Here is a 22,117-nt window from a genome sequence, read left to right on the forward strand (position 1 = left end):
GGAGCGGCTTATGGAACGCGTGTTAATCGTCAATGCCGATGACTTTGGCCTCAGCAAAGGGCAAAACTACGGCATTATCGAAGCCTGCAAGAACGGTCTGGTCACCTCCACGACGGCGCTGGTCAACGGCGCAGCGATCGGCCACGCTGCCCAGCTTAGCCGCTGCGTCCCTGAGCTGGCGGTGGGGATGCACTTTGTCCTGACGCTGGGCGAACCGCTGTCGGCGATGCCGGGCTTAACCCGCGAAGGTCGTCTCGGTAAGTGGATTTGGCAGATGGCGGAAGAGGATAGCCTGCCGCTGGATGAGATCGCGCACGAGCTGGAGTGCCAGTACCGGCGCTTTGTCGAGCTGTTTGGCCATGAGCCGACGCATATCGACAGCCATCACCATGTGCATATGATTGCGCAGATTTACCCCATCGTCGCGGCCTTTGCGCGCGAGAAGGGGGTGGCGCTGCGGATCGATCGGCAACTGGCGACGCTGTCAGGTTTAGCACAGGATGCGGCGCGCAGCAGCGACGGGTTTACCAGCGAGTTTTACGGGGAAGGGGTTTCGGAAGCGCTGTTTCTGCAAACCCTGGATGCCTCTATCCAGCGTGATGAGCGATCGCTGGAGGTGATGTGCCACCCGGCGTTCGTTGATAACACGATTATGGGTAGCGCCTATTGCTACCCGCGCCTGACCGAACTGGACGTGCTCACCGCCGAGTCGCTGAAGTATGCGATTGCCGAGCGCGGCTACCGGCTCGGCACCTATCGCGATGTGTAAGTAAAGAGAAGTGAGAAGCCCGGCAGAAATGCCGGGCTTTTTTTACGCCGGGATCGCGGAGATTTTGGCGCTTCTCGACCACACCCGATGCGCCGCCATCAGGGTAATCAGCGCATCCACCGACGCATTATCGATGGCGTCCGTCTCAACGATGCCTTCTTCCCCCTGACTGGCAACCTGCAGCGGCGCTTTGCACTGCCGGGCATCGCCTGCCAGCAGAATCGGCTTCAGGTGTTTATAGGCTTCCAGCAGGTAGTAGTGGAAATCACCGTTGTTGCTCAGGCTTTGCAGATCGCCGCCGGGAACAATGACCGCGTCCACGGTAAGCGATGGCGACCCGGCAAAGGTCCCGGCCACCGGCAGCTCGGTACCGTCATCGGCCTGCACTTTCCCCATTCGGGAATAGAGTAGTTTGGCATGCACCCCGTGCGCTTTGAGCGCCTTGAGCAGCGTCAGGAGCTCTTTGGCGACCGGACGATCGTTAAGCAGTACCGCTACCACCCGGCCTTTTACGTCACCGCTGGGAATAGCGTACAGGCTTAACGTAGGATCCTTTTTCAGACCGTTAACATCCGGCGGCGGCGTGATGCTGCGCTGTTCGTCGGTGAGCTCAATACCCAGATTTTTACCCACCGCCTGAGCCAGCTGCAGGTCGATATGCGCCAGCTGATCGACCACCCGCTCGCGGATCCACTCCCTGACGACCTTGCTCAGCTCGAAGCTGAATCCGTCGATAATATGCTGCTGCTCAATAGGCGTCTGGCTACGCCAGAACAGCAGGGGCTGCGAGTAATATTCGCCAAACGACGGACTGCGCTGGCGAATCTTTTCCCCGTCAACCCGCTCGGCATAGGATTCAAAGCCGCCGCGTTTAGCGGCCGGCGGCGTCTCCCGCGGCCAGTTATCGTTGATGGAGTTAGGTTCATAGTTTGCCGGGTTGGTATCAATATCCATCCGGTGCATGCCGTCACGCTGGAAATTATGGTACGGGCAGGTGGGTTTATTGATCGGAATTTCATGGAAATTCGGCCCGCCGAGGCGGCTGATCTGCGTATCGGTATAGGAGAAGAGTCGGCCCTGCAGCAGCGGATCGTTGCTGAAGTCTATCCCCGGAACGATATGCCCTGGATGGAAGGCCGCCTGTTCGTTTTCGGCAAAGAAGTTGTCCGGGTTGCGATTGAGGACCATCTTACCGACGCGCTGCACCGGGACCAGCGCTTCCGGAATCAGCTTGGTGGGATCCAGCAGATCGAAATCAAAAGCAAACTCGTCCTCTTCCGGGATCAGCTGTAAGCCCAGCTCGTACTCAGGATAATCGCCGGCTTCAATCGCTTCCCATAAATCACGGCGGTGGAAATCGGGATCGCGACCGGTCAGCTTTTGCGACTCGTCCCATACCAGGGAGGCTTTGCCCGCGACCGGCTTCCAGTGAAAACGTACGAAGGTGGCTTTACCTTCCGCGTTAATCAGGCGGAAGGTGTGGATGCCGAACCCTTCCATCGTGCGGTAGCTGCGGGGCAGTCCGCGGTCGGACATCGCCCACATCACGTTATGCAGCGTTTCGGGCTGCAGTGAGACGTAATCCCAGAACGTGTCGTGCGCGCTTTGCCCCTGCGGGACGGCCCAGTGCGGCTCGGGTTTGACCGCGTGGACGAAATCAGGGAACTTGATCGCGTCCTGAATAAAAAAGATCGGCGTGTTGTTGCCGACCAGGTCAAAGATGCCCTCGTCGGTATAAAACTTGGTGGCAAAGCCGCGGATGTCGCGCACCGTATCGGCGGAGCCTGCGCCGCCCTGAACGGTGGAAAACCGGACGAAGACCGGCGTTTTTTTCTGCGGATCGCAGAGGAAAGCCGCTTTGGTGATATCGCTTAAATCGCTGTACGCCTGGAAATAGCCGTGCGCAGCGGAGCCGCGGGCATGGACGATCCTCTCAGGAATGCGCTCGTGGTCAAAATGGGTGATTTTTTCGCGCAGGATAAAATCTTCCAGCAGCGTGGGGCCGCGTTTGCCCGCGCGCAGCGAGTTCTGGTCGTCTGCGATGCGTACGCCCTGATTGGTGGTGAGCGCAAAATCCTCGCCGCCTTTACGCTGTTTTTCAAGGGCATCGAGCTTTTCGCTGCGCGTATCCGGGGCTTTCATACTGCCCGGGGCGGTCGGCTCTTCACCTGGGGCGGTGGGATGCGGCGTGGGCCGCCAGTTCTGATCTTCGGGGGCTAAGGCATCCAGACCTGGTTTTGCTTCCCGGTCGTCGTGAACCGGTGATTGATGGGGTTGCGGGTTATGGTGTTTATCAGACATTGCTCGCTCCTGCTTTCATTGCTGAAAATGGTCGTTGCTAAACCAAAACCCTTCTAATTGTAGAACATCATTTCAAGAATATATTTTTATAAGAGTTTTACTACTAAAGGGCCGCAAGCTGGGGGCGACGAAAGGGGGCTTTTTCGGCTATGATAGGGGTTTCTGTTTCCCGCTGTGTTTAGTGAATCTATTTGTGATGAAACCACTTCGCCAACAAAATCGTCAGGTCATTAGCTACGTGCCGCGAGTCGAGCCTGCGCCGCCGGAACACGCCGTCAAAATGGATGGTTTTCGCGACGTCTGGGTTTTGCGGGGTAAATACGTTGCTTTTGTGCTGATAGACGAACATTTTCGTCGCTCCCCGCCGTTTAACGTGCCGGAAGCGGCGCAGCGCTGGGCGACGCAAATGAGGCAGGAAGGTGAAATCGACGCCTGAATGTGCCGGGCACAATAAAAAAACCGCTGAAAATCAGCGGTTTTTTGTTTTTAACAACCTGAAGTGCGGGCCCGCTTAGCGGTGCGCGAGCTCCGCGTCCTCTTCGCTATCGAGAATAGCTTTATCGGTTTGACGCAGCCACTGGCTGGTCAGGGTACCGGCAGTCATGGAACCGCTTACGTTCAGCGCGGTACGGCCCATATCAATCAGCGGCTCAACCGAGATCAGCAGCGCCACCAGCGTGACCGGCAGGCCCATCGCCGGCAGGACGATCAGGGCGGCAAAGGTCGCGCCGCCGCCCACGCCCGCGACCCCGGCGGAACTAACGGTCACGATGCCCACCAGCGTCGCAATCCACAGCGGATCGAGCGGGTTAATACCGACGGTAGGGGCGACCATCACGGCGAGCATCGCCGGATAGAGGCCCGCGCAGCCGTTCTGCCCGATCGTGGCGCCGAACGATGCGGAGAAGCTGGCGATAGACTCCGGCACGCCCAGGCGACGCGTTTGCGCTTCCACGTTCAGCGGAATAGACGCCGCGCTGGAGCGGCTGGTAAAGGCGAAGGTCAATACCGGCCAGACTTTACGGAAGTACTTCAGAGGACTCACGCCGTTGACCGCCAGCAGCAGACCGTGCACCACGAACATGATGCCCAGACCAATATAGGAGGCGATAACGAAGCTGCCGAGCTTGATGATGTCCTGCAGGTTAGAGCCCGCGACCACCTTGGTCATCAGCGCCAGCACGCCGTACGGCGTTAACTGCATCACCAGGCGCACCAGCTTCATTACCCAACTCTGCAGCGTGTCGATGGCGGTGAGTACGCGCTGGCCTTTGGCGACGTCATCTTTCAGCAATTTCAGCGCCGCGACGCCGAGGAACGCGGCGAAGATAACCACGCTGATAATCGACGTTGGGTTCGCGCCGGTCAGATCGGCAAACGGGTTTTTCGGTACGAAAGAGAGGATCAACTGCGGGACGCTCAGGTCCGCGACTTTACCGGCGTAATTGCTCTGAATGGCGTTGAGGCGGGCGGTCTCCGCGCTGCCCTGAACCAGCCCTTCGGCGGTCAGGCCAAACATATTAGTGACCAGCACCCCGACCAGCGCCGCAATCAGCGTGGTGAACAGCAGGGTTCCAATACTGAGGAAGCTGATTTTACCCAGCTGCGAGGCATTATGCAGACGGGCGACCGCGCTCAGAATGGAGGCGAAAACCAGCGGCATGACGATCATTTGCAGCAGTTGAACATAGCCGTTACCGACGATATTGAACCACTGGATAGAATCCTTCAGCACCGGGCTGTCGGAACCATAGATAAGCTGTAGCGCCAGGCCGAAGACAACGCCGATCGCCAGACCGACCAGCACTTTTTTAGCGAGGCTCCACTGTTTATGGCGGGTTTGGGCCAGCGCCAACAGTAAAACCGCGAACACGACTACGTTCGCTATTAATGGAAAGTTCATCCCCGTTCTCCTGATATCTTTTATTACCGGGTTGGTCAATAACCAACTCTTATGACGGCAAGGGTAGCAGAAGGCGTTATTCGTTACTTATATTCAAATGGAATTGATTATAACAAATTGAATAATTCGCTGGTTTATCGTCCAACCTGGTGGCTAATTAAGCGATTAAAGGTGGTTTGCAAAGAATTAATCATGTCCGATGACCAGCGAATGGCGCTGTTTTCGGCAAGGTTTTGCGGCATCCATACGGCATAGATAAACAGCGCCATACACAGCGCGCGCTCCAGCTGGTTACCCTTGCGCGGTGCAAGCAGGGGCAGGCGAAAACGCCAGCGGCAGGGCCAGAGCAGCGGAACGCCTGCCGGGGTGAGCATGTCGGCGAGAATATGGCTGAGGTAGCCAAGAACCAGGCCCTGAACCGCATCTGCCGGCACTATCCAGCTTTCCGGTACTTTCAATGAGAAAATCGCGACCGCGCCAAAGACTACCAGCAGGCTATGGGTGAAGCCGCGATGGCCAAAGGCGCGCGCTATCGGTTTTGATATCCAGCTTAATCGCTGACCGAGAAACGACTTAGGGTGATCGATATCCGGCAGCAGACAGGTCAGGATGGCGGAAGGAACGATGTGCCACCAGTCGCCCTGAGCCAGCACGGGGGTCAATTCCGCGTTTTTCGCAAATACCGCACAGGCGATAGAGAAGAGGAGGTGGCCTTCCGCCGTCATGATAAACACCCTAAACTGTCAATTCATACAGTATAGGGTTTTTATACAGTGTGCGGAAGAGGTGACGGTGTAACTCTTTGTCACAAAAACATCAGCGTGCCAGCCAGCCGCCATCTACCGCCAGCGTAAAGCCGCTAATGTAATCCGCCGCCCGGGAGGCGAGAAAAACCACCGGCCCCTGAAGGTCATCCGGCACGCCCCAGCGCCCGGCCGGAATACGATCGAGAATCGCTTTGCTGCGCTCGGCGTCTTCACGCAGCTGCTGAGTATTGTTGGTAGCCATGTATCCCGGGGCAATGGCGTTAACGTTGATGCGATGCCCCGCCCATTCGTTGGCCATTAGGCGGGTAATGCCCAGTACGCCGCTTTTTGACGCGGTGTAGGAGGGTACCCGAATCCCCCCCTGAAAGGAGAGCATTGAGGCAATGTTAACGATTTTCCCGCCATCACCCTGCTGAATAAACTGTCTGGCGACCGCCTGTGAAAGAAAGAACACCGACTTCAGATTCAGGTTAATCACCTCGTCCCAGTCTTTTTCGCTAAAGGAGAGCGCATCGGCGCGGCGGATGGTTCCCGCATTGTTGACCAGAATATCTACCCGGCCCATGGCGGCCACGGCCCGATCGACAATGGTTTCAATCTCATCCTGCCGGCTCAGATCGGCCTGAATAGCGGTAAAGCGTCGGCCCAGCGCCTGAACCTTCTCTGCGGTTTCATGGGGGATCCGGCGATTCACGCCGACGATATCGCACCCGGCCTGCGCAAGGCCCAGCGTCATTCCCTGGCCCAGCCCGGTATCACAACCCGTCACGATAGCGACCTTGCCTGTAAGGTCAAAGGCGTTCAGTACCATATGCACCTCTGTATGCTGATTTCACGCGTTAAATAACGCCGTTGAGACAAGCATAGAGGGCGGGAGAAGAAAAAACAAATAAAAATGAAACGCTGTTTTAATTTTGTGATGATGAGACGGTGCCGCTATCTCATCATCAGCGGCAGGATTAACCGAGCAGGTCGCTCAGGGTGAGGGATTCAAGGGTGGCAAGCTTCACGTCCGCCAGCACGAAGCGCGGATCGCGGCTGTTTTCCGCTTCCGGTACGACGATAGATCGCATTCGGGCCGCTTTGCTGGCAATCATGCCGTTAACCGAGTCTTCCAGCGCCACGCAGTGCATCGGGCTGACGCCGAGTCTGGCGGCGCAGTCCAGATAGACCTGCGGGTGCGGTTTGCTGAACGGCAGCCCTTCGGCGGAAGCGAGGACGTCAAATTGATCGCGCAGTTCAAACATGGTGAGGACTTTTTCCAGCATCCGCAGCGGCGAAGCCGACGCCAGGCCGATTTTCAACCCCTGGGCTTTGCACATCGCCACCGCTTCCCGCGCACCGGGGAGGAGCGGACGCGCTTCTTCCACCAGCTGGATGGCGCGGTTGATGATCCGCGCGGTGACTTCGGCACGATCCGGGCCTTTCCACGGCTGCTGGGCAAACCACAGATCGACGACTAAATCGATGCGCAGCCCCAGGATATCGGGCATTTCATGGCGGCGGCTGATATCCACCCCGAGGCTTGCCATCACCTCCAGCTCCGCTTTATCCCACAGCGGCTCAGAATCAATCAGTAAACCATCCATATCAAAAATCGCGGCGTGAATCTGGCGCCTGGCTGACATAAGTCCCTCTCCTGTAGCGTAAGTAGATAACGAATCGGCACTCATGGTATATCATACCGCGCATTATTGGGCGAAATTCGCCGACGAAGGTAGACTTAGGGTAGACAGGCGTCTTAACAAGGGGAACCCATGACGTATCAACAAGCTGGACGCGTTGCAGTACTTAAACGTATTTTGGGGTGGGTGGTATTTATCCCGGCGGTTATCTCGACGCTGATCTCCGTGCTGAAGTTTATGTACGAGCACAGTGAGAAAAAACCGGGCATTGACGCGGTGATGATGGACTTTGCTCATGTGATGATTGAGATGATGCGTTTCAATACGCCGTTCCTGAATTTCTTCTGGTACAACTCGCCGCTGCCGGACTTTAAGCACGGTATGAATATCGGCTTCTGGGTTATCTATATTCTGGTGTTCGTCGGCATGGCGCTACAGGCCTCCGGGGCGCGGATGGGGCGCCAGGCGAAGTTTCTGCGCGAGGGCGTTGAGGATCAGCTGATTCTGGAGCAGGCGAAAGGGGCCGAAGGGCTGACGCGCGAACAAATCTCTGAACGCGTTGTGGTGCCGCGCCATACCATCCTGGTGCAGTATTTTCCGCTATACGTCCTGCCGGTTATTATTATTGTGCTGGGCTACTTCTTCTTCTCTTTACTAGGCTTTCTGTAAAAGACCGGCCCGGAAGCGCCGGGCCGGCAGAATTACTGGGCGGGAAGGGCGCGCGGTTTACCCTCATTATCTACCGCGACGTAGATAAACAGCGCTTCGGTTGCTTTGTAGCGCTGGCCGATGGGTTCAGACGACACCTTTTTGACCCACACTTCCATATTGATGGTTATCGACGTATTGCCGCGCTTCACGCAGTTGGCGTAGCAGCACACCACGTCGCCGACCGCGACCGGGCGTAAAAAAGTCATGCCGTCGACGCGCACGGTCACGACGCGACCGTGGGCAATCTCTTTGGCCATAATCGCCCCGCCAATATCCATCTGCGACATCAGCCAGCCGCCGAAAATATCGCCGTTAGCGTTGGTGTCCGCCGGCATCGCCAGGGTGCGTAATACCAATTCGCCCTTCGGCGTAAGATCTGTTGTTGTCATTCTATACTCTGTACTAGTCAAAGATGATCAGGCGGATGCTACTATGAAAATGACGCTGAGAGAATAGGGAATACGCCCGCGATAGCGGGCGTGAGGGGTTAGAAGGAGATCGTGACGCCAGCGTAATAGGCGCGACCCGGTTCGTTATAGGTCGAAGCCCCTTCGTTTTCACGATAAATTTGCTTATCGAACAGGTTACTGATCCCGGCGTTCAGGCGCAGGTCTTTCATTAGCTGATAGTTGCCGCCGATACCAACCACGGAATAGGAGCCCACTTCATTTGTGGCCAGCACGCCGTTTTCAGTACGAATTTCCGCATATTCCCGCGGTTTCTGCCGACCGTACAGAGTCCAGTTGACGTTCGCCGAAAACTTGCTGGTCACCTGCCAGTCGAGCAGGGTATTGATGGTGTATTTCGGAATAACGGACAGCGGGTTTCCGGTATCTTTGTTTTCCGATTTGATCATATAAGTGGCATTGGTGCGCCAGCTGAGCGTATCGACAATGACCGGAACCAGCAGCGTGCCTTCAAGGCCTTCGACGACCGCTTTCCCACCGTTCTCCCACTGCAGGATATTCGCTCCGGTCGCGGTATTACCCAGTATCTCGGTACCGGAGACGATCTTGTTTTTGTAGTCGTTGCGAAACCAGGTGACGCCGGCGTTGTAACCGTTCAGGTTAAACTCAAGGCCGATCTCCTTGTTGATGCTGATTTCCGGATCGAGGTCCGGGTTACCCAACAGATAGCAGTTGCCATCGGCAATACTTATCGGGCAGCCGTTACCCCGCGTCGAAAGCAGATAGCCTTCGCTCGACTGATACAGGTTCGGCGCTTTAAATACCCGGGCGATGCCCGCTTTGACCTTAAACATATCGCCCAGATCCTGCGACAGGTTCAGGCTCGGGCTCCAGTTGCTGCCGAAGTCGTTATGATAGTCGAAGCGCAGACCCGGGATAATATTGGTGCCCGGCGTCGCTTCGATATTGTCTTCCAGATAAATACCGGTCAGGGTGGCGCTGTTTTTAGGGCTGCGTTGCGAAGGATCGCCGGACATCCCCGGCAGTGTTTCCGTCGTCGTGGTGGCCTGCATGGACGCCGGATCGTTTAGCTCATCGCGATTCCATTCCATGCCCAGAGTCAGGGTCTGTTCAGCGAGCCAGTTGAAGGGGAGATTCACCTCTGCGGTTGAGCGCCACGACTCCAGGCGGCTGGTGTCATAGACATCGCTATTGATCATCCCTTCAACGCGGCCGGTGGTGCCCTCCTGCAGGCGGGTATTGTTGGTTTTTTCGTAGTAGACGCCCGCCTTCGACTGGCCCCAGTCCCAGATCCCGTTGTAGGTCAGGCCCCAGGTCTGCCGATATAGCCGGTTGGTTTCCTGACCGTACAGCGTATCCACCAGGCCATTTGGGCTCATATTGCTGTTGCTGTACTGCGTATCGCCGGCATAAATATTGCCCTGGCGGCTATAGGCGTAGCTAAAATCCAGGATCTGCTGCGGCGTAACTTTCCACGACAGCAGGGCGTTAATATCTTTGTTGCGTACCCCTTCGCGGCCCGCCGCGTAAGAGCCATTTTGCGCGCGGTTAATATCCCAGGCATCGGGCTCCGTTTTGTTAATGTTGCCGTACAAACGCATGGTCAGGGCATCTCCCGCCAGCGGTCCGTTGAGGCTGAAGTTAGCTCGGTTGGTGGCGCCTTCTTTATTATTTTCCGGCTGATTGGTATACAGCGAAAGCGAGCCGTGCCAGTCGTTGGTGGGGCGTTTGGTGATGATATTGACAACGCCGCCCGCGGCGCCTGAGCCGTAGCGCGCTGCGGCAGGGCCGCGCAGAACTTCAATGCGTTCCACCATTTCCGGCGGTACCCAGTTGCTGTCGCCGCGGGTATCGCGCTCGCCGCGCCAGCTATAGCGCACTGAATTGCGGGAGGTGACGGGCACGCCGTCGATAAGAATCAGCGTGTTTTCCGGTCCCATTCCGCGAATGTCGATCTGACGGTTGTTGCCGCGGCTGCCGCTGGCGCTGTTGCCGGTCAGGTTGACGCCGGGCATTTTACGGATGATTTCTGAGAGATCGTTAACCGGGGGATCTTTAGCAATATCTTCCGCAGTGATGATCGAGACGCCCGGCTGCTGCTTCAGCGCCTCTTCGGCGGTGCCATGAACCACCATGGTCTCCGTATCCTGTTCCACCTCTTCGGCGAAGACCCCTGGGCTGAGTAAGCCTGCAATGGCCAGGGCCAGGGGCGTTGCTATGTGATTTTTCTGCGTTCTCATTATAAATATCCATATCAAATCATGAAAAATTGAGATCGAGAATATCAATGATAATCATTATCGTTTCAATAAAGCGATGCTAATCTCCATTAAATCCTCACAATTGCCGCAACTTTCCGGCATGTGGTAGATATCATGAAGAAACCGGCGAGCCTGCACCCTCCGGTTTCCGGGCGCGTTCGTCAGGAGGTGGGGGTTTCGTTGTCGGTTTTTTGACGGCGTGTTTGCGATTGGTACCACGCCGGGAGCTCAGCCAGTCTGATGCCGGTCGGGACATAGCTTTGTTTCAGGCAGGCTATGCGCTGGGAACGATAAATACCGGTATAGCCCGAGACCAGCCATGCCACCACGCAGGCCAGCGCCGCGTAAACACCGATTTCCGCGCCAAATAGCTCAATCGCCATCAGCGTCGAGGCGATGGGGGTATTCGCCGCGCCGGCAAAGACGGCGACAAAACCTATCCCGGCCAGAAAACCTGGCGGCATATGCAGCAGCGGCGCCAGCGCATTGCCCAGCGTCGCGCCGACGTAAAACAGCGGGGTGACTTCGCCACCTTTAAATCCGCTGCCTAAAGAGACAACGGTGAAGATCAGTTTGCCGAAGCAATCCCACGGCGCCAGCGGATGCTGGAAAGCGTCCACTATCACCGGTATGCCCAGGCCAATATAGCGCTCTCCGTGCAGCAGCCAGACGGCGCCGGCAATCGCCAGTCCGCCAATAAACGGCCGCAGCGGCGCGTAGTGAATCCGTTTTTTCATGAAGGCGCCGACCGCATGCGCGCTGTCGGCGAAAATGCGCGCCGCGAGGCCAAAGCAGCAGCCGGCGATAATGATGGCCAGCAGCGTCCAGAGCGTCAGCGTGGGAAAGCCGGTAATAAAGTAGTACGTATGCTGCACGCCCCACATGATGCCGACCCGATCGGCGATAATCGCGGCAAACAGACAGGGAAGAATGGCGCTGTAGTCCATCCGTCCGATAGCCAGGACCTCGAGCCCGAATAGCGCTCCGGCGAGCGGGGTACCGAAAACCGAAGAGAAACCGGCGCTGATCCCGGCCATCAGTATCATTCGCCGGGCATCGTCGTTAAGGCGGAAAAGGGCCGTAAAACGGTCGGCAATCGAGGCACCCATCTGCACTGCCGTGCCTTCACGCCCGACGGAGGCGCCAAACAGATGAGAAACAACGGTACCAAAAAAGACCAGCGGCGCCATGCGCAAGGGAATGACGCGCTGAGGGTCGTGAATCTCTTCCAGAATCAGGTTATTGCCGGCCTCCACGCGGGTGCCGTAGCGCAGGTAGATCCAGCCGACGGCAAAAACGGCCAACGGCAGGAGCCCGATAAGCCAGCGGTGAGCTTCACGCGTTGCCGTGGCCCACTGCAGTGAGAAAAGAAAAAACGCCGATGCCGTACCCGCCAGCACCGCGATGATAAAGGCGAGGAGCAGCCATTTTCCGAGGAAGAAAAGCAGAGAGAGTGATGAAAAGCGGTTTGCACGCATCGTCAGTTCCTTAGAAGATTAACCTTCCCGGACGCGGTGCCTGCAATTCAGATATGCCTGCCCATTCCCGGTCCGGGAATAAAAAGCAGGCATCATTAGCCACATGGCGGTTCAAGGAGGAATGCCATCTCCTGTGAGAAATAGCTTACATTACGAATCGTTTCAGCTGAAGCGATTTATGCGGAGAGGGGAAAAGCGAAGAACGCGGCACGCCGTCCGGCGTGCCGTGGGAAAGCCAGCTTAGTGGTTGTCGTCCTGCGGCATATGGCGATAGATATACACGCCGCTCAGCAGGGTGAATACCAGCGTCAGGGCGGTCAAACCAAAGACCTTGAAGTTGACCCAGATATTCTGCGGCAGCCAGAAAGCGATATAGATATTCGCCAGTCCGCAAAGGATGAAAAACACCGCCCAGGCAAGATTCAGACGCGACCATACCTGCTGCGGCAGCGTCAGCTCTTTACCCAGCATGCGCTGGATCAGCGGCTTCTTCATCACCCACTGGCTAAACAGCAGCGCGCTGGCAAACAGCACGTAGATAACCGTCACCTTCCATTTAATAAACTCATCGTTATGGAAGAAGATGGTTAAGCCGCCAAATACGGCCACCAGCACAAAGGTAATCAGCGCCATTTTCTCGACTTTACGATAGCGCACCCAGCTGTAAATCAGCACGATGGCGGTAGCGATAATCAGCGCGGTCGTCGCGGCGTAGATATCATAAAGCTTGTAGAATGCGAAGAAGACTACCAGCGGTAAAAAATCCAGAAACTGCTTCATACATCGATTCCGTCGTTCAGGTTGGGGCAGGGAGCACCCGCCCCGGATTAGGTTAGTTACGAATGAGCATATACAAGCGAAATAAATAGATCAGCAACAATGCGGAGATAAGATTGCTGAGGGTATTTATTACCACCGCGCCAACGTTTGGCGTCAGGACCGCGAAGCTGGAGGCAAACAGCAGCAGCAGCGTTTTCGCCAGCAGCCAGCCGATAATGGCCGGCGCCACCAGACGTACGTTGGCCCAGGCCAGACGCATACTGCTACGCATGGCGCTGAAAATCCCCATTTTATCCTGCACCAGCATAACCGGTGCGAAAGAGAGCACGATAGCCAGCAGGACGCCCGGCACCACCACCAGCATCATTCCCATCTGCACGATAAACGTCGTCAGCAGGATCAGCAGCAGCAGCTTTGGCAGCACCGGCGCAGAAGCGCCGATCGCGCGCAGGGCGCTGACTCGCTGGCCGGCGGAGACCATCTGAATCATGAGCAGAACGCCGCCGGCAAGAATGGCGTTACCTACCAGCCCTGAGAAGGTGGAGGCCGCAGACGCGCGCAGCAGGATTTGCTGCTGCTCCGGCGTCATGCTCTGGACCAGTTCGAACAGCCCGCCGCTACCCGCCAGGCTATCGCCCTGGCTCAGTATTGACAGCTGCTCTTCACTGGGTGAAAAGGCATGGCCAAGTACTACCGTAATGAACGCGCATAGCAGCGCAATCAGCAGGATAGTAACGAACTGATTGCGGAAAAAGTTCCCGGTGTCACGGTAGACGGACTTCGCCGTGATAGACATGCATTCTCCTTGAGTATTGCAGGTGTTAACTAGCCGGCGATTGTACCGCAAATCGCGGCTGGGTAGCAGTCTCTGCTCCTGCACGCTAAGTATATCTTTGTAAATAGAAGAGGAAATCAGCGACGCGCTGCCTTGAGTGTCATAAAGGAAGAAATTTGATACGACACGCTTCTCACTGATTGTATTGAGAAAGTGAAAATTAATCTGGATCAATAAATGTTAAATTGGCCCACTTAATGTGATCTAGGTTGGATCAAACATACTTCAATGTAGGTATATTCTGGCGCTGAATAACCATAATGAGGAAGTGGGTATGAAAAAGTTAGCAGCGGCGGTTGTTATTCTGAGCAGTCTTTCCGGCAGCAGCGTCTGGGCGCATGAAGCCGGTGAATTTTTTATTCGCGCGGGTTCGGCAACGGTCAGACCGACCGAAGGCGCGGGCGGCACGTTAGGCAGCCTGGGGGGCTTTAACGTCAGCAATAATACGCAACTGGGTTTGACGTTCACCTATATGGCAACGGATAACATCGGCGTTGAACTGCTGGCCGCCACGCCGTTCCGCCATAAAGTCGGGACCGCGGCAACCGGCAATATTGCGACCGTTCACCATTTACCGCCGACGCTCATGGCGCAGTGGTATTTTGGCGACTCCAGCAGCAAGCTGCGTCCATACATTGGCGCGGGTATCAACTACACGACCTTCTTCGATGAAAGCGTGAACGATACAGGTAAAAAGACCGGCATATCCGATCTGAGCCTGAAAGACTCCTGGGGGGCGGCAGGACAGGTGGGGATGGACTATCTGATTAACCGCGACTGGCTGATTAACATGTCGGTGTGGTACATGGATATCGACACCACCGCCAACTATAAGCTGGCGGGCGCGCAGCAGCACGACAGTATTCGTCTGGATCCGTGGGTGTTTATGTTCTCTGCGGGATACCGGTTCTAAGGTCTCAGGTAAAGCTGGTCGCAATGACCAGCTTTATTGCACGTCCCGACGCGAAGTCCGCTGCTGCGATTGCCGATGCGTCATGTGCCGCAAGCACTCCCCGGAACGTCCGCGTCAACCTCTACTCATTACCCCATTTATTCAGGAATTCCGCGATATCATCGATGCGCTGCCGATCGATGCCCGCTTGTATGGCCATCTCTCCCTGCGCCTCCTCGCTGATTTCTTCGTTATTCATCAGCCGCGTAATCAGCAGTTGAAAATAGCGCGCCAGGGGCTCACGTTCTGACTCGCTGACGGGCTCGGCGGACTCCGTCGAATACTCATCCGCAATGTCGTAATATTTCAGTGGTACTTCCTCGTGCATAAATCGCTCCCGGTTGACGTTGTGCCTGCATTTTCTGGCTTGAATAATATCACCCCTGCCTGGCTTTAGCTCAGGAACGCCCAGAAAAACGTATGACTAGCCCACGCCATGCGCAACGGGTCCAGAAACTCTCCATCATCGGGGTGTAATAGCGTAAAAAGCGAAAATTGACTGCCATGAACCCGTCTGCAGGCCATTAATACGCATAGACTTATCACCACGGCACGCGACATCCGCGATAATCCAGATACTCTAATCCGGGACGATTTTGTTTTTCCAGCAGCACGTTCACCAGCGAGGGGATGGTCTCCGCCATGGTGAGCGGGGCGCTCTCGCCGCCAAGAGCCGTGCGGATCCACCCCGGCGCCATGACCACCATCGGATGCGATACGCTGGCAGGGCGGGCGGCAAAGCTGCGCATAAACATATTCAGCGCGGCTTTGCTCCCGCGATACAGCTCGCGCTGCCCGCCGGTATTATTGCTCAAACTGCCTTGTCCTGAAGACATAACGCCAATCAGCCCCTGCGGCAGCACCAGCGCCTGCAGATTTTCTATGACCCGCATCGGCGCGAGCGCGTTGGTCAGCATGACGTGAATAAACTCTTCCGTCGCGATCTCGCCGATGGTTTGTGTGGGATCGCGGTTGGTGGTGCCCGCGTTGACGAACAGCATATCCAGCACGCTATCGGCAAGCGCATTGCGCAGCGCCGCGATCCCGTCGCTATCACAAATATCCAGCGCCTCAATGCGCACCCGTCCAGGATAAGCCTCGGCCAGATGGTGCAGCGGCGTCGTTTGTGAGAGATCGCGTACGGTGCCGATGACCTGCCAGCCATGCAGCAGAAACTGTTCAGCCATGGCGTGCCCAAGCCCGCGTGACGCGCCTGCGATCAATACTGTTTTAGGGGAAGTGACCATGGGCATAACTCCTGAGTAAATACATGATGGGGTAAATATAGGCTGGTGCTGTAGCAGGCGGAAGGCGCAGCATTTGCAATAATAAAGTGCATCAGACGCCTTATCCTGGAGTGGAGAAAAGATGACCGATCCTGATTTCAATTTACTGGCGGCGCTGGATGTATTGTTGAGCGAGAAAAGCGTTGCCGGGGCGGCTAAACGGCTTGAGCTCAGCGCTTCGGCGATGAGCCGCACGCTGACGCGCCTACGGCAGGTCACCGGCGACCCGCTACTGGTCAGAGCCGGGCGAAACATGGTGCTGACTCCGCACGCAGAAAGTCTGCAGGCGCGGGCAAAAAACGTTGTCTCCGAGATGCGCGCGGTGCTCGAGGCTTCGCCTGCGCCGCTGAGTTTATCGACCCTCGAGAAGCGATTTACTTTGCGTACCAATGAGGGATTTATAGACACTTTTGGCCCGGCGCTGGTGAACGCGGCCGCGCGGGAAGCACCGGGCGTGACGCTGGAGTTTGTCGCTAAGCCGGAGAAAGATGCCCGATTTTTACGCGAGGGGCGGGTGGACCTGGAAATTGGCGTACTGAAAAATATGGGGCCGGAGATCCGCCTGCAGGCGCTGTTTCGCGATCGTTTTGTCGTCGCGCTGGCCAAAAACCATCCGCTGGCCGCCTTTGCCGACATGTCGCGAGAACAATTTGTTTCCGTGGGGCACGTCATTACCTCCCGTCGCGGGTTGATACGCGGGCCGGTTGATGACGCGCTGGCGGCGTGTGGCATGCGCCGCAGGATTGCCGCGGTGGTGCCTGGTTTTTCCGCCGCGCTGGCCGTGGCCCGGGATTCTCAGCTCATCGCCGTTGTCCCGGCCTCCTGCCTGCAGAGCGCGGCGGGAAAAGAGATGGTCGCTTTTCCTCTCCCGGTGAGTACGCCGGAGATAACGGTGTCACAAATGTGGCATCCTCGCCACGAGCATGAATTAGCACATCGCTGGCTAAGGCAGCTGGTGCGCAGAGTGTGTCGACAACCATAAAAAAAGCCCGCACAAGTGCGGGCAAAAATACTGGAAGCAATGTGAGCAATGTCGTACCGAATACCTGAGCTGTTTGCTCAACTATTCAGTAATGAGAAAGATAATATTTCTCATTTAAGATATCAACCCCAACTTTTGTGCAGAAGCGATTTTTTTAATCGACGACAAAGACGGTGCGTTTCTGGCTGTCGTCCTGCGGCCACGCCGTGGCGACCTCGCGAAGCGGCCTGGGAGTCGTGGCGATAGTCAATCCGCCGGCGACGGCGGCTTGCAGCATCTCCCCGGTGGCGGCCAGCAGCTGGGGCACAGAAAGGCTGCCAATTCCGCTGCCCATCAGCTGCAGCGGCGAGGATCGTAGCACCGCGCCATTGAGAGAGATATCGGCGGCGGAAAGGGAACCGACCTGAATAAAACGTACCGGCGCATTTCCTGGGCTGTGTTTTGCCAGCGCTGGCAGCAAAAGTTCAGCGCTACGTCCCCACAGATAATCGACGACGACATCAATCTGCTGCGCCGCCAGCCCGGCAAACTGCGTCCGTAAGTCCGCCTCATCCTGACTTAAGTTAACGGTTTCATCAGCGCCGAGGGCGGCCAGCTTCTCCACGTTTCGCCCGCAGGCGATCACTTTTCTGGCGCCGAGAAAACGGGCGATTTGTACCGCCAGCTGCCCGGCGCTGCCGGTGGCGCCGTTGATCAGTACCGTTTCCCCCGCTTTCATCCCGGCGCGTTTGACCAGCGCCGCCCAGGCCGACATCCCCGGATTAGCCATTGCCGCGGCGGTGATATCGTCCAGCGCATCCGACAGCGGCAGACAGTGGTTTAAGGCGACGGGAGTCCGTTGCGCCATGCTGCCCCAGGGCGCGACGGGGAAGGCGAAATAGACGCGCTCTCCGCCGGGTAAGATACCGGTGCCGTCAATACCCGGGACAAAAGGCAGGCGGCCATCGAAACTATAATGCTTACCGGAGGCCCGGCCTTTCACTACATGACTGATGGCGGCGGCCCGAACCTCGACTAACGCCTGATGCTCACCGGGCTGCGGATCGCGAAAATCGGACCACACCGGACCCTGCTGCAGGTCAAAAACCACGGCTGCTTTCATTGTCTTCTCCCCCTGTGGGATAGTTATGTGTAAAATGCACGTATCTGATAACGGCACTATACCCGGTTAACTAATATATGCAAGATGCACATAATAATTACGACATCACCGGCTTTCACGGCGCGCTGCTCGATATCATCAGCGTGATGAACCAGCCAATGCGCGACGAGCAGATACTGCAGGCGGCTGGGGTCCAGCTCGATCGGATCCTCTTCCCGCTGCTGGTGGCAATAGGGCGCAGGGGACCCGTTGGGGTCGTTGAACTGGCGGATAGCCTCGGTCGCGATTACACCACCGTCAGCAGGCAGGTGAAGAAGCTGGAAGCGCAGCAGCTGGTACTCAAGCAGCCCAATGCAAAAGATCGCCGGATTAGCGAGGTGACGCTCAGCGAAGCGGGGCAGGCGATGATCGATCGTATCGCGGGAGCAAGAACGCGGCTGATGAATGAGGTGCTGGCCGGATGGACGCAAGAAGAGGTGATGGCGCTGTTTCGCCTGACGCGTAAATACGCCGACAGCTTACAGCTGAAATAACCGCCCGGCCCGGGGCCGGACGGTAGGTACGTTAAGCCGCTTTAGTGGCGGCTTTCAGGCTTCGGGCGAAAGCCTTGAGTTCCGCCAGCATGGCCTGCGGGTCGTTCACGTTCCGCTCGATGATTTTGACGATGGCTGAGCCGGAAATCGCGCCGGCCGCGCCGGCCTCAATCGCGGCGGTAACCTGCTCCGGCGCCGAGATGCCAAAGCCCTGCAGCGGCGGCGCGGCGTGGTACTCGGCCAGCTTTTCAATCAGATGATGCAGCGGCAGCGCGGCGCGGTTTTCCGCGCCGGTCACGCCCGCCCGCGACAGCAGGTAGGTATAACCGCGACCGTAAGAGGCTATCTGGCGCAGCAGATCGTCATCGGCATTGGGCGGGCAGATGAAAATCGGCGCGATATTGTGGCGCAGCGCGGCCTGGCGGAACGGCGCGGACTCTTCCACGGGAACATCGGCAACCAGCACGGAATCGACGCCCGCGCGTTCGCACGCGGCGTAGAATTCATCGATGCCGGGGCTGAACACCAGGTTGGCGTACATCAGCAGGCCGATAGGAATGGTAGGGTGTTTCTGGCGAATCGCCGTCAGCATTTCGAAGCACTGCGCGGGGGTCACCCCGGCGGCAAAAGCGCGCAGGGTGGCGTCCTGAATGGTCGGGCCATCCGCCAGCGGGTCGGAGAAAGGAATGCCCAGCTCCAGCGCGTCGGCACCGGCTTCAATCAGCGTATCGATAATTTTCAGCGACTGTTCCGGATTCGGATCGCCGAGGGTGACGAAGGGAACAAACGCGCCTTCCCGGCGAGCTTTCAGTTGTGCAAACAGCGTCTCATAACGTTCCATCAGATTTCCCCTCGCGCTTTTAAAATATCATGTACGGTGAAGATGTCTTTATCGCCGCGGCCGGAGAGGTTAACCACCAGCAGCTGCTCTTTTTCCGGGTTTTCACGCATCATTTTCAGCGCGTGCGCCAGGGCGTGGGAGGATTCCAGCGCCGGGATAATCCCTTCATGGCGTGATAGCTCTTTAAAGGCCTCCAGCGCTTCGTCATCGGTAATCGACACGTAATCGGCGCGGCCAATGCTGTTTAAATAAGCATGCTGCGGGCCGACTGACGGGAAATCGAGCCCGGCGGAGATGGAGTAGGACTCCTCAATCTGGCCTTCTTCGGTTTGCATCATCGGCGATTTCATACCGAAGTAGATGCCCACACGACCGTGCTTAAGCGGCGCGCCGTGCTCGCCGGACTCAATACCGTGACCTGCCGGCTCCACGCCAATCAGGCCAACAGCGGTTTCGTCGATAAAATCGGCGAACATGCCGATAGCGTTCGATCCGCCGCCGACGCAGGCAATAACCGCATCCGGCAGGCGACCTTCTTTCTCGAGGATCTGCGCTTTGGTCTCTTCGCCAATCATGCGCTGGAATTCACGCACGATGGTCGGGAACGGGTGCGGGCCCGCGGCGGTGCCGAGCATATAGTGGGCTTTTTCGTAGCTGCCGGACCAGTCGCGCAGGGCCTCGTTGCAGGCATCTTTTAGCGTAGAAGAGCCGCTATGAACCGGGATCACTTCCGCCCCCATCAGGCGCATGCGGAAAACGTTCGGCGACTGGCGTTCGATATCCTTCGCGCCCATATAGATGCGGCACTTCAGGCCGAGCAGGGCGCTGGCGAGGGCAGAGGCCACGCCGTGCTGACCGGCGCCGGTTTCGGCGATAATTTCCGTTTTACCCATCCGTTTCGCCAGCAGAGCCTGGCCGAGCACCTGGTTAGTTTTATGCGCACCGCCGTGCAGCAGGTCTTCACGTTTCAGATACAGCGTCGTGCGGGTGCCTTCGGTAAGGTTGCGGCATTTGGTCAGCGCCGTCGGACGACCGGCGTAGTTTTTCAGCAGGTCGGTAAATTCGGCCTGGAATGCCGGATCTTTTTGCGCGCTGACGAAGGCTTCTTCCAGCTGGCGCAGGGCGGGCATCAGGATCTGCGGAACGTACATCCCGCCGAATTCGCCAAAGTAGGGGTTCAGTAAAGTACTCATTATTGCTCCTTAATATGCGCGCAGCGTTTGAAACACAGAGGACAGCTTGTCGGCATCTTTAATACCCGGCTGCGACTCTACGCCTGAATTAAAATCGAGTCCGGCACAGCCGCTTTTGGCGGCTTCTACGCAGTTATCGGCGCCGAGGCCGCCTGCCAGCATGACGTTATGCAGGTCCTGGCCCTGCAGCAGGGACCAGTCGAAACGCTGGCCGGTGCCGCCCTGACCGTTGTCGAGAACGTATTTATCGACATGGCGCAGATCGCGCGGCGGTAGCGTTTCACCTACGCTGAGGGCTTTCCAGATTTGCACCTTCGGCGGAAGTTCGGCGCGCAGGGTATCAATATAGGTCTGGTCTTCGCTGCCGTGCAGCTGTACGGCGGCTAAGTCGAGGTTTTCCGCCCGGGCGATCACTTCCGCCACCGGGGTATTGCGGAATACGCCGACATAGCTCAGAGGCGCGCTGGCGATCACCGCTTGCGCCTGCGCCTCGTTCACCGCGCGCGGCGACGTCGGGACAAAAATCAGGCCGCCGTAGACCGCGCCGGATTCATACGCCACCTGGGCATCCTGGGGGCGGGTCAGGCCGCAGACCTTATTCTCGCCGAGCAGCACGCGCTTCACGGCGGCGTTGAGATCGGCGTGCTCCATCAGCGCCGAGCCAATCAGGAAACCGTTGGCGAAGTGGCTCAGTTCGCGCACTTCCGCGTAGGTATGGATGCCGGACTCGCTGATCACCGTGACATCGTGACCGAGCTTAGGCGCCAGGGTACGGGTACGGTTGAGATCAATCGACATATCGCGCAGATCGCGGTTGTTGATGCCGACCACTTTCGCCTTCAGCGCAATCGCGCGCTCCAGCTCCTCTTCATTACTCACTTCGGTCAGCACGCCCATGTTCAGGCTGTGCGCGACGGCGGAGAGCTGGCGATACTGCTCATCATCCAGCACTGAAAGCATCAGCAGACAGGCGTCGGCCTGGTAGTAGCGCGCCAGGTAAATCTGATAAGGATCGATGGTGAAGTCCTTACAGAGAATCGGCTGCGGCGCGACCTTACTGACCATCGGCAGGAAATCGAAGCTGCCCTGGAAATATTTCTCATCGCACAGCACCGAGATAGCCGAGGCGTAGTGCTTGTAGACGCCAGCGATGGCCGCCGGGTCAAAATCTTCGCGAATCAGGCCTTTTGATGGCGAGGCCTTTTTGCACTCGAGAATAAACGCGGTGCGGGTTCCGGCGAGGGCATCGTAAAAATTGCGCTGCGTCGGTACCACTTCATTTTGAAAACTGGCTAACGGTTGTTGTTGTTTGCGGGCTTCTACCCAAATCGCTTTGTCGGCCACGATTTTTGCTAAAACGGTCTGCATTT

22 protein-coding genes and 1 riboswitch are annotated in these 22,117 nt (G+C 57.2%); of the genes, 6 read left to right on the forward strand and 16 right to left on the reverse strand.

The features are described 5' to 3' along the window. Positions 1–10 precede the first annotated feature (10 nt). Complete coding sequence (gene chbG / locus BJF97_RS12565; RefSeq protein ID WP_014228984.1) at positions 11–769, forward strand: chitin disaccharide deacetylase; 759 nt, start codon at positions 11–13, stop codon at positions 767–769. A 42-nt stretch (positions 770–811) separates the two neighbouring features. On the opposite strand, the gene katE is transcribed toward chbG, so the two are convergent. Beyond that, positions 812–3,070: a catalase HPII gene (gene katE, locus BJF97_RS12570; RefSeq protein ID WP_014228985.1), complete on the reverse strand. Its 2,259-nt coding sequence runs from the start codon at positions 3,068–3,070 to the stop codon at positions 812–814. A 196-nt stretch (positions 3,071–3,266) separates the two neighbouring features. On the opposite strand from katE, the gene cedA reads away from it, so the two are divergent. Then, positions 3,267–3,506 carry a cell division activator CedA gene (cedA, locus tag BJF97_RS12575; protein ID WP_009653410.1) on the forward strand — a complete coding sequence of 80 codons (240 nt, stop codon included), beginning with the start codon at positions 3,267–3,269 and terminating at the stop codon, positions 3,504–3,506. A 75-nt stretch (positions 3,507–3,581) separates the two neighbouring features. Here the strand turns inward: cedA and BJF97_RS12580 are convergent, their stop codons facing one another. The 4 genes from BJF97_RS12580 to hxpB form a co-directional block, all read right to left on the reverse strand. Further along, on the reverse strand, positions 3,582–4,973 hold the full coding sequence (locus tag BJF97_RS12580; RefSeq protein WP_014228987.1) for an L-cystine transporter: 1,392 nt from the start codon (positions 4,971–4,973) through the stop codon (positions 3,582–3,584). Between the two features lie 134 nt (positions 4,974–5,107). Then, positions 5,108–5,698, reverse strand: a complete 591-nt coding sequence (locus BJF97_RS12585) for a metal-dependent hydrolase (protein WP_032692741.1) — start codon at positions 5,696–5,698, stop codon at positions 5,108–5,110. Positions 5,699–5,789: 91 nt separating this feature from the next. Next, positions 5,790–6,551: a 2-dehydro-3-deoxy-D-gluconate 5-dehydrogenase KduD gene (kduD, locus tag BJF97_RS12590; RefSeq protein WP_014228989.1), complete on the reverse strand. Its 762-nt coding sequence runs from the start codon at positions 6,549–6,551 to the stop codon at positions 5,790–5,792. Positions 6,552–6,699: 148 nt separating this feature from the next. Further along, on the reverse strand, positions 6,700–7,368 hold the full coding sequence (gene hxpB, locus BJF97_RS12595) for a hexitol phosphatase HxpB (RefSeq protein WP_032692740.1): 669 nt from the start codon (positions 7,366–7,368) through the stop codon (positions 6,700–6,702). 129 nt (positions 7,369–7,497) lie between these two features. Between hxpB and BJF97_RS12600 the strand changes: the two genes are divergently transcribed. Then, complete coding sequence (locus BJF97_RS12600) at positions 7,498–8,034, forward strand: YniB family protein (protein WP_009653426.1); 537 nt, start codon at positions 7,498–7,500, stop codon at positions 8,032–8,034. 32 nt (positions 8,035–8,066) lie between these two features. Here BJF97_RS12600 and yciA read toward each other — a convergent pair whose 3' ends face one another. The 5 genes from yciA to BJF97_RS12625 all read right to left on the reverse strand — a co-directional run bounded on the left by yciA (position 8,067) and on the right by BJF97_RS12625 (position 13,819). After that, the gene (gene yciA / locus BJF97_RS12605; protein WP_014228992.1) at positions 8,067–8,465 is read right to left on the reverse strand and encodes an acyl-CoA thioester hydrolase YciA; all 399 of its coding nucleotides are present in this window, start codon (positions 8,463–8,465) and stop codon (positions 8,067–8,069) included. A 98-nt stretch (positions 8,466–8,563) separates the two neighbouring features. Then, positions 8,564–10,744: a TonB-dependent siderophore receptor gene (locus BJF97_RS12610; protein ID WP_032692739.1), complete on the reverse strand. Its 2,181-nt coding sequence runs from the start codon at positions 10,742–10,744 to the stop codon at positions 8,564–8,566. A 182-nt stretch (positions 10,745–10,926) separates the two neighbouring features. Then, the gene (locus tag BJF97_RS12615; RefSeq protein WP_032692738.1) at positions 10,927–12,243 is read right to left on the reverse strand and encodes a voltage-gated chloride channel family protein; all 1,317 of its coding nucleotides are present in this window, start codon (positions 12,241–12,243) and stop codon (positions 10,927–10,929) included. Between the two features lie 79 nt (positions 12,244–12,322). Further along, a riboswitch (Fluoride riboswitch) is annotated at positions 12,323–12,384 on the reverse strand. 99 nt (positions 12,385–12,483) lie between these two features. Continuing rightward, positions 12,484–13,023, reverse strand: coding sequence for a septation protein A (locus tag BJF97_RS12620; protein ID WP_004101360.1), 540 nt, complete (start codon positions 13,021–13,023; stop codon positions 12,484–12,486). A gap of 52 nt (positions 13,024–13,075) precedes the next feature. Continuing rightward, positions 13,076–13,819 carry a YciC family protein gene (locus BJF97_RS12625; protein ID WP_004850117.1) on the reverse strand — a complete coding sequence of 248 codons (744 nt, stop codon included), beginning with the start codon at positions 13,817–13,819 and terminating at the stop codon, positions 13,076–13,078. Positions 13,820–14,132: 313 nt separating this feature from the next. Between BJF97_RS12625 and ompW the strand changes: the two genes are divergently transcribed. Further along, entirely contained in the window at positions 14,133–14,771 is a 639-nt protein-coding gene (gene ompW, locus BJF97_RS12630) for an outer membrane protein OmpW (protein WP_004121296.1), read from the forward strand. 121 nt (positions 14,772–14,892) lie between these two features. On the opposite strand, the gene BJF97_RS12635 is transcribed toward ompW, so the two are convergent. Further along, entirely contained in the window at positions 14,893–15,138 is a 246-nt protein-coding gene (locus BJF97_RS12635) for a YmjA family protein (RefSeq protein WP_032692737.1), read from the reverse strand. A 214-nt stretch (positions 15,139–15,352) separates the two neighbouring features. Beyond that, complete coding sequence (locus tag BJF97_RS12640; protein WP_014228999.1) at positions 15,353–16,057, reverse strand: SDR family NAD(P)-dependent oxidoreductase; 705 nt, start codon at positions 16,055–16,057, stop codon at positions 15,353–15,355. Between the two features lie 121 nt (positions 16,058–16,178). Between BJF97_RS12640 and BJF97_RS12645 the strand changes: the two genes are divergently transcribed. After that, the gene (locus BJF97_RS12645) at positions 16,179–17,078 is read left to right on the forward strand and encodes a LysR family transcriptional regulator (protein WP_032692736.1); all 900 of its coding nucleotides are present in this window, start codon (positions 16,179–16,181) and stop codon (positions 17,076–17,078) included. A gap of 154 nt (positions 17,079–17,232) precedes the next feature. Here the strand turns inward: BJF97_RS12645 and BJF97_RS12650 are convergent, their stop codons facing one another. Beyond that, the gene (locus BJF97_RS12650; RefSeq protein ID WP_032692735.1) at positions 17,233–18,180 is read right to left on the reverse strand and encodes a quinone oxidoreductase family protein; all 948 of its coding nucleotides are present in this window, start codon (positions 18,178–18,180) and stop codon (positions 17,233–17,235) included. A gap of 77 nt (positions 18,181–18,257) precedes the next feature. On the opposite strand from BJF97_RS12650, the gene BJF97_RS12655 reads away from it, so the two are divergent. Beyond that, positions 18,258–18,713 (forward strand): MarR family winged helix-turn-helix transcriptional regulator, encoded by a 456-nt coding sequence (locus tag BJF97_RS12655; RefSeq protein WP_014838208.1) that lies wholly within the window; start codon positions 18,258–18,260, stop codon positions 18,711–18,713. Between the two features lie 31 nt (positions 18,714–18,744). On the opposite strand, the gene trpA is transcribed toward BJF97_RS12655, so the two are convergent. The 3 genes from trpA to trpCF are packed head-to-tail and all read right to left on the reverse strand — an operon-like array spanning position 18,745 to position 22,115. Beyond that, the gene (trpA, locus tag BJF97_RS12660; protein WP_014229003.1) at positions 18,745–19,554 is read right to left on the reverse strand and encodes a tryptophan synthase subunit alpha; all 810 of its coding nucleotides are present in this window, start codon (positions 19,552–19,554) and stop codon (positions 18,745–18,747) included. Beyond that, entirely contained in the window at positions 19,554–20,747 is a 1,194-nt protein-coding gene (gene trpB, locus BJF97_RS12665; protein WP_014229004.1) for a tryptophan synthase subunit beta, read from the reverse strand. The genes trpA and trpB overlap by 1 nt, the downstream gene beginning before the upstream one ends. A 9-nt stretch (positions 20,748–20,756) precedes the next feature. Next, positions 20,757–22,115 (reverse strand): bifunctional indole-3-glycerol-phosphate synthase TrpC/phosphoribosylanthranilate isomerase TrpF, encoded by a 1,359-nt coding sequence (gene trpCF, locus BJF97_RS12670; protein WP_025106981.1) that lies wholly within the window; start codon positions 22,113–22,115, stop codon positions 20,757–20,759. Positions 22,116–22,117: the final 2 nt, after the last annotated feature.

Origin of the sequence: Klebsiella sp. LTGPAF-6F (genome assembly GCF_001753185.1) — a bacterium.
Classification (GTDB): domain Bacteria; phylum Pseudomonadota; class Gammaproteobacteria; order Enterobacterales; family Enterobacteriaceae; genus Klebsiella; species Klebsiella michiganensis.

Excerpts from the sequence above, each read along its gene's own strand:
- chbG (WP_014228984.1), top strand. The coding sequence starts at position 11 with ATGGAACGCGTGTTAATCGTCAATGCCGATGACTTTGGCCTCAGCAAA.
- katE (WP_014228985.1), bottom strand. The coding sequence starts at position 3,070 with ATGTCTGATAAACACCATAACCCGCAACCCCATCAATCACCGGTTCAC.
- cedA (WP_009653410.1), top strand. The coding sequence starts at position 3,267 with ATGAAACCACTTCGCCAACAAAATCGTCAGGTCATTAGCTACGTGCCG.
- BJF97_RS12580 (WP_014228987.1), bottom strand. The coding sequence starts at position 4,973 with ATGAACTTTCCATTAATAGCGAACGTAGTCGTGTTCGCGGTTTTACTG.
- BJF97_RS12585 (WP_032692741.1), bottom strand. The coding sequence starts at position 5,698 with ATGACGGCGGAAGGCCACCTCCTCTTCTCTATCGCCTGTGCGGTATTT.
- kduD (WP_014228989.1), bottom strand. The coding sequence starts at position 6,551 with ATGGTACTGAACGCCTTTGACCTTACAGGCAAGGTCGCTATCGTGACG.
- hxpB (WP_032692740.1), bottom strand. The coding sequence starts at position 7,368 with ATGTCAGCCAGGCGCCAGATTCACGCCGCGATTTTTGATATGGATGGT.
- BJF97_RS12600 (WP_009653426.1), top strand. The coding sequence starts at position 7,498 with ATGACGTATCAACAAGCTGGACGCGTTGCAGTACTTAAACGTATTTTG.
- yciA (WP_014228992.1), bottom strand. The coding sequence starts at position 8,465 with ATGACAACAACAGATCTTACGCCGAAGGGCGAATTGGTATTACGCACC.
- BJF97_RS12610 (WP_032692739.1), bottom strand. The coding sequence starts at position 10,744 with ATGAGAACGCAGAAAAATCACATAGCAACGCCCCTGGCCCTGGCCATT.
- BJF97_RS12615 (WP_032692738.1), bottom strand. The coding sequence starts at position 12,243 with ATGCGTGCAAACCGCTTTTCATCACTCTCTCTGCTTTTCTTCCTCGGA.
- BJF97_RS12620 (WP_004101360.1), bottom strand. The coding sequence starts at position 13,023 with ATGAAGCAGTTTCTGGATTTTTTACCGCTGGTAGTCTTCTTCGCATTC.
- BJF97_RS12625 (WP_004850117.1), bottom strand. The coding sequence starts at position 13,819 with ATGTCTATCACGGCGAAGTCCGTCTACCGTGACACCGGGAACTTTTTC.
- ompW (WP_004121296.1), top strand. The coding sequence starts at position 14,133 with ATGAAAAAGTTAGCAGCGGCGGTTGTTATTCTGAGCAGTCTTTCCGGC.
- BJF97_RS12635 (WP_032692737.1), bottom strand. The coding sequence starts at position 15,138 with ATGCACGAGGAAGTACCACTGAAATATTACGACATTGCGGATGAGTAT.
- BJF97_RS12640 (WP_014228999.1), bottom strand. The coding sequence starts at position 16,057 with ATGGTCACTTCCCCTAAAACAGTATTGATCGCAGGCGCGTCACGCGGG.
- BJF97_RS12645 (WP_032692736.1), top strand. The coding sequence starts at position 16,179 with ATGACCGATCCTGATTTCAATTTACTGGCGGCGCTGGATGTATTGTTG.
- BJF97_RS12650 (WP_032692735.1), bottom strand. The coding sequence starts at position 18,180 with ATGAAAGCAGCCGTGGTTTTTGACCTGCAGCAGGGTCCGGTGTGGTCC.
- BJF97_RS12655 (WP_014838208.1), top strand. The coding sequence starts at position 18,258 with ATGCAAGATGCACATAATAATTACGACATCACCGGCTTTCACGGCGCG.
- trpA (WP_014229003.1), bottom strand. The coding sequence starts at position 19,554 with ATGGAACGTTATGAGACGCTGTTTGCACAACTGAAAGCTCGCCGGGAA.
- trpB (WP_014229004.1), bottom strand. The coding sequence starts at position 20,747 with ATGAGTACTTTACTGAACCCCTACTTTGGCGAATTCGGCGGGATGTAC.
- trpCF (WP_025106981.1), bottom strand. The coding sequence starts at position 22,115 with ATGCAGACCGTTTTAGCAAAAATCGTGGCCGACAAAGCGATTTGGGTA.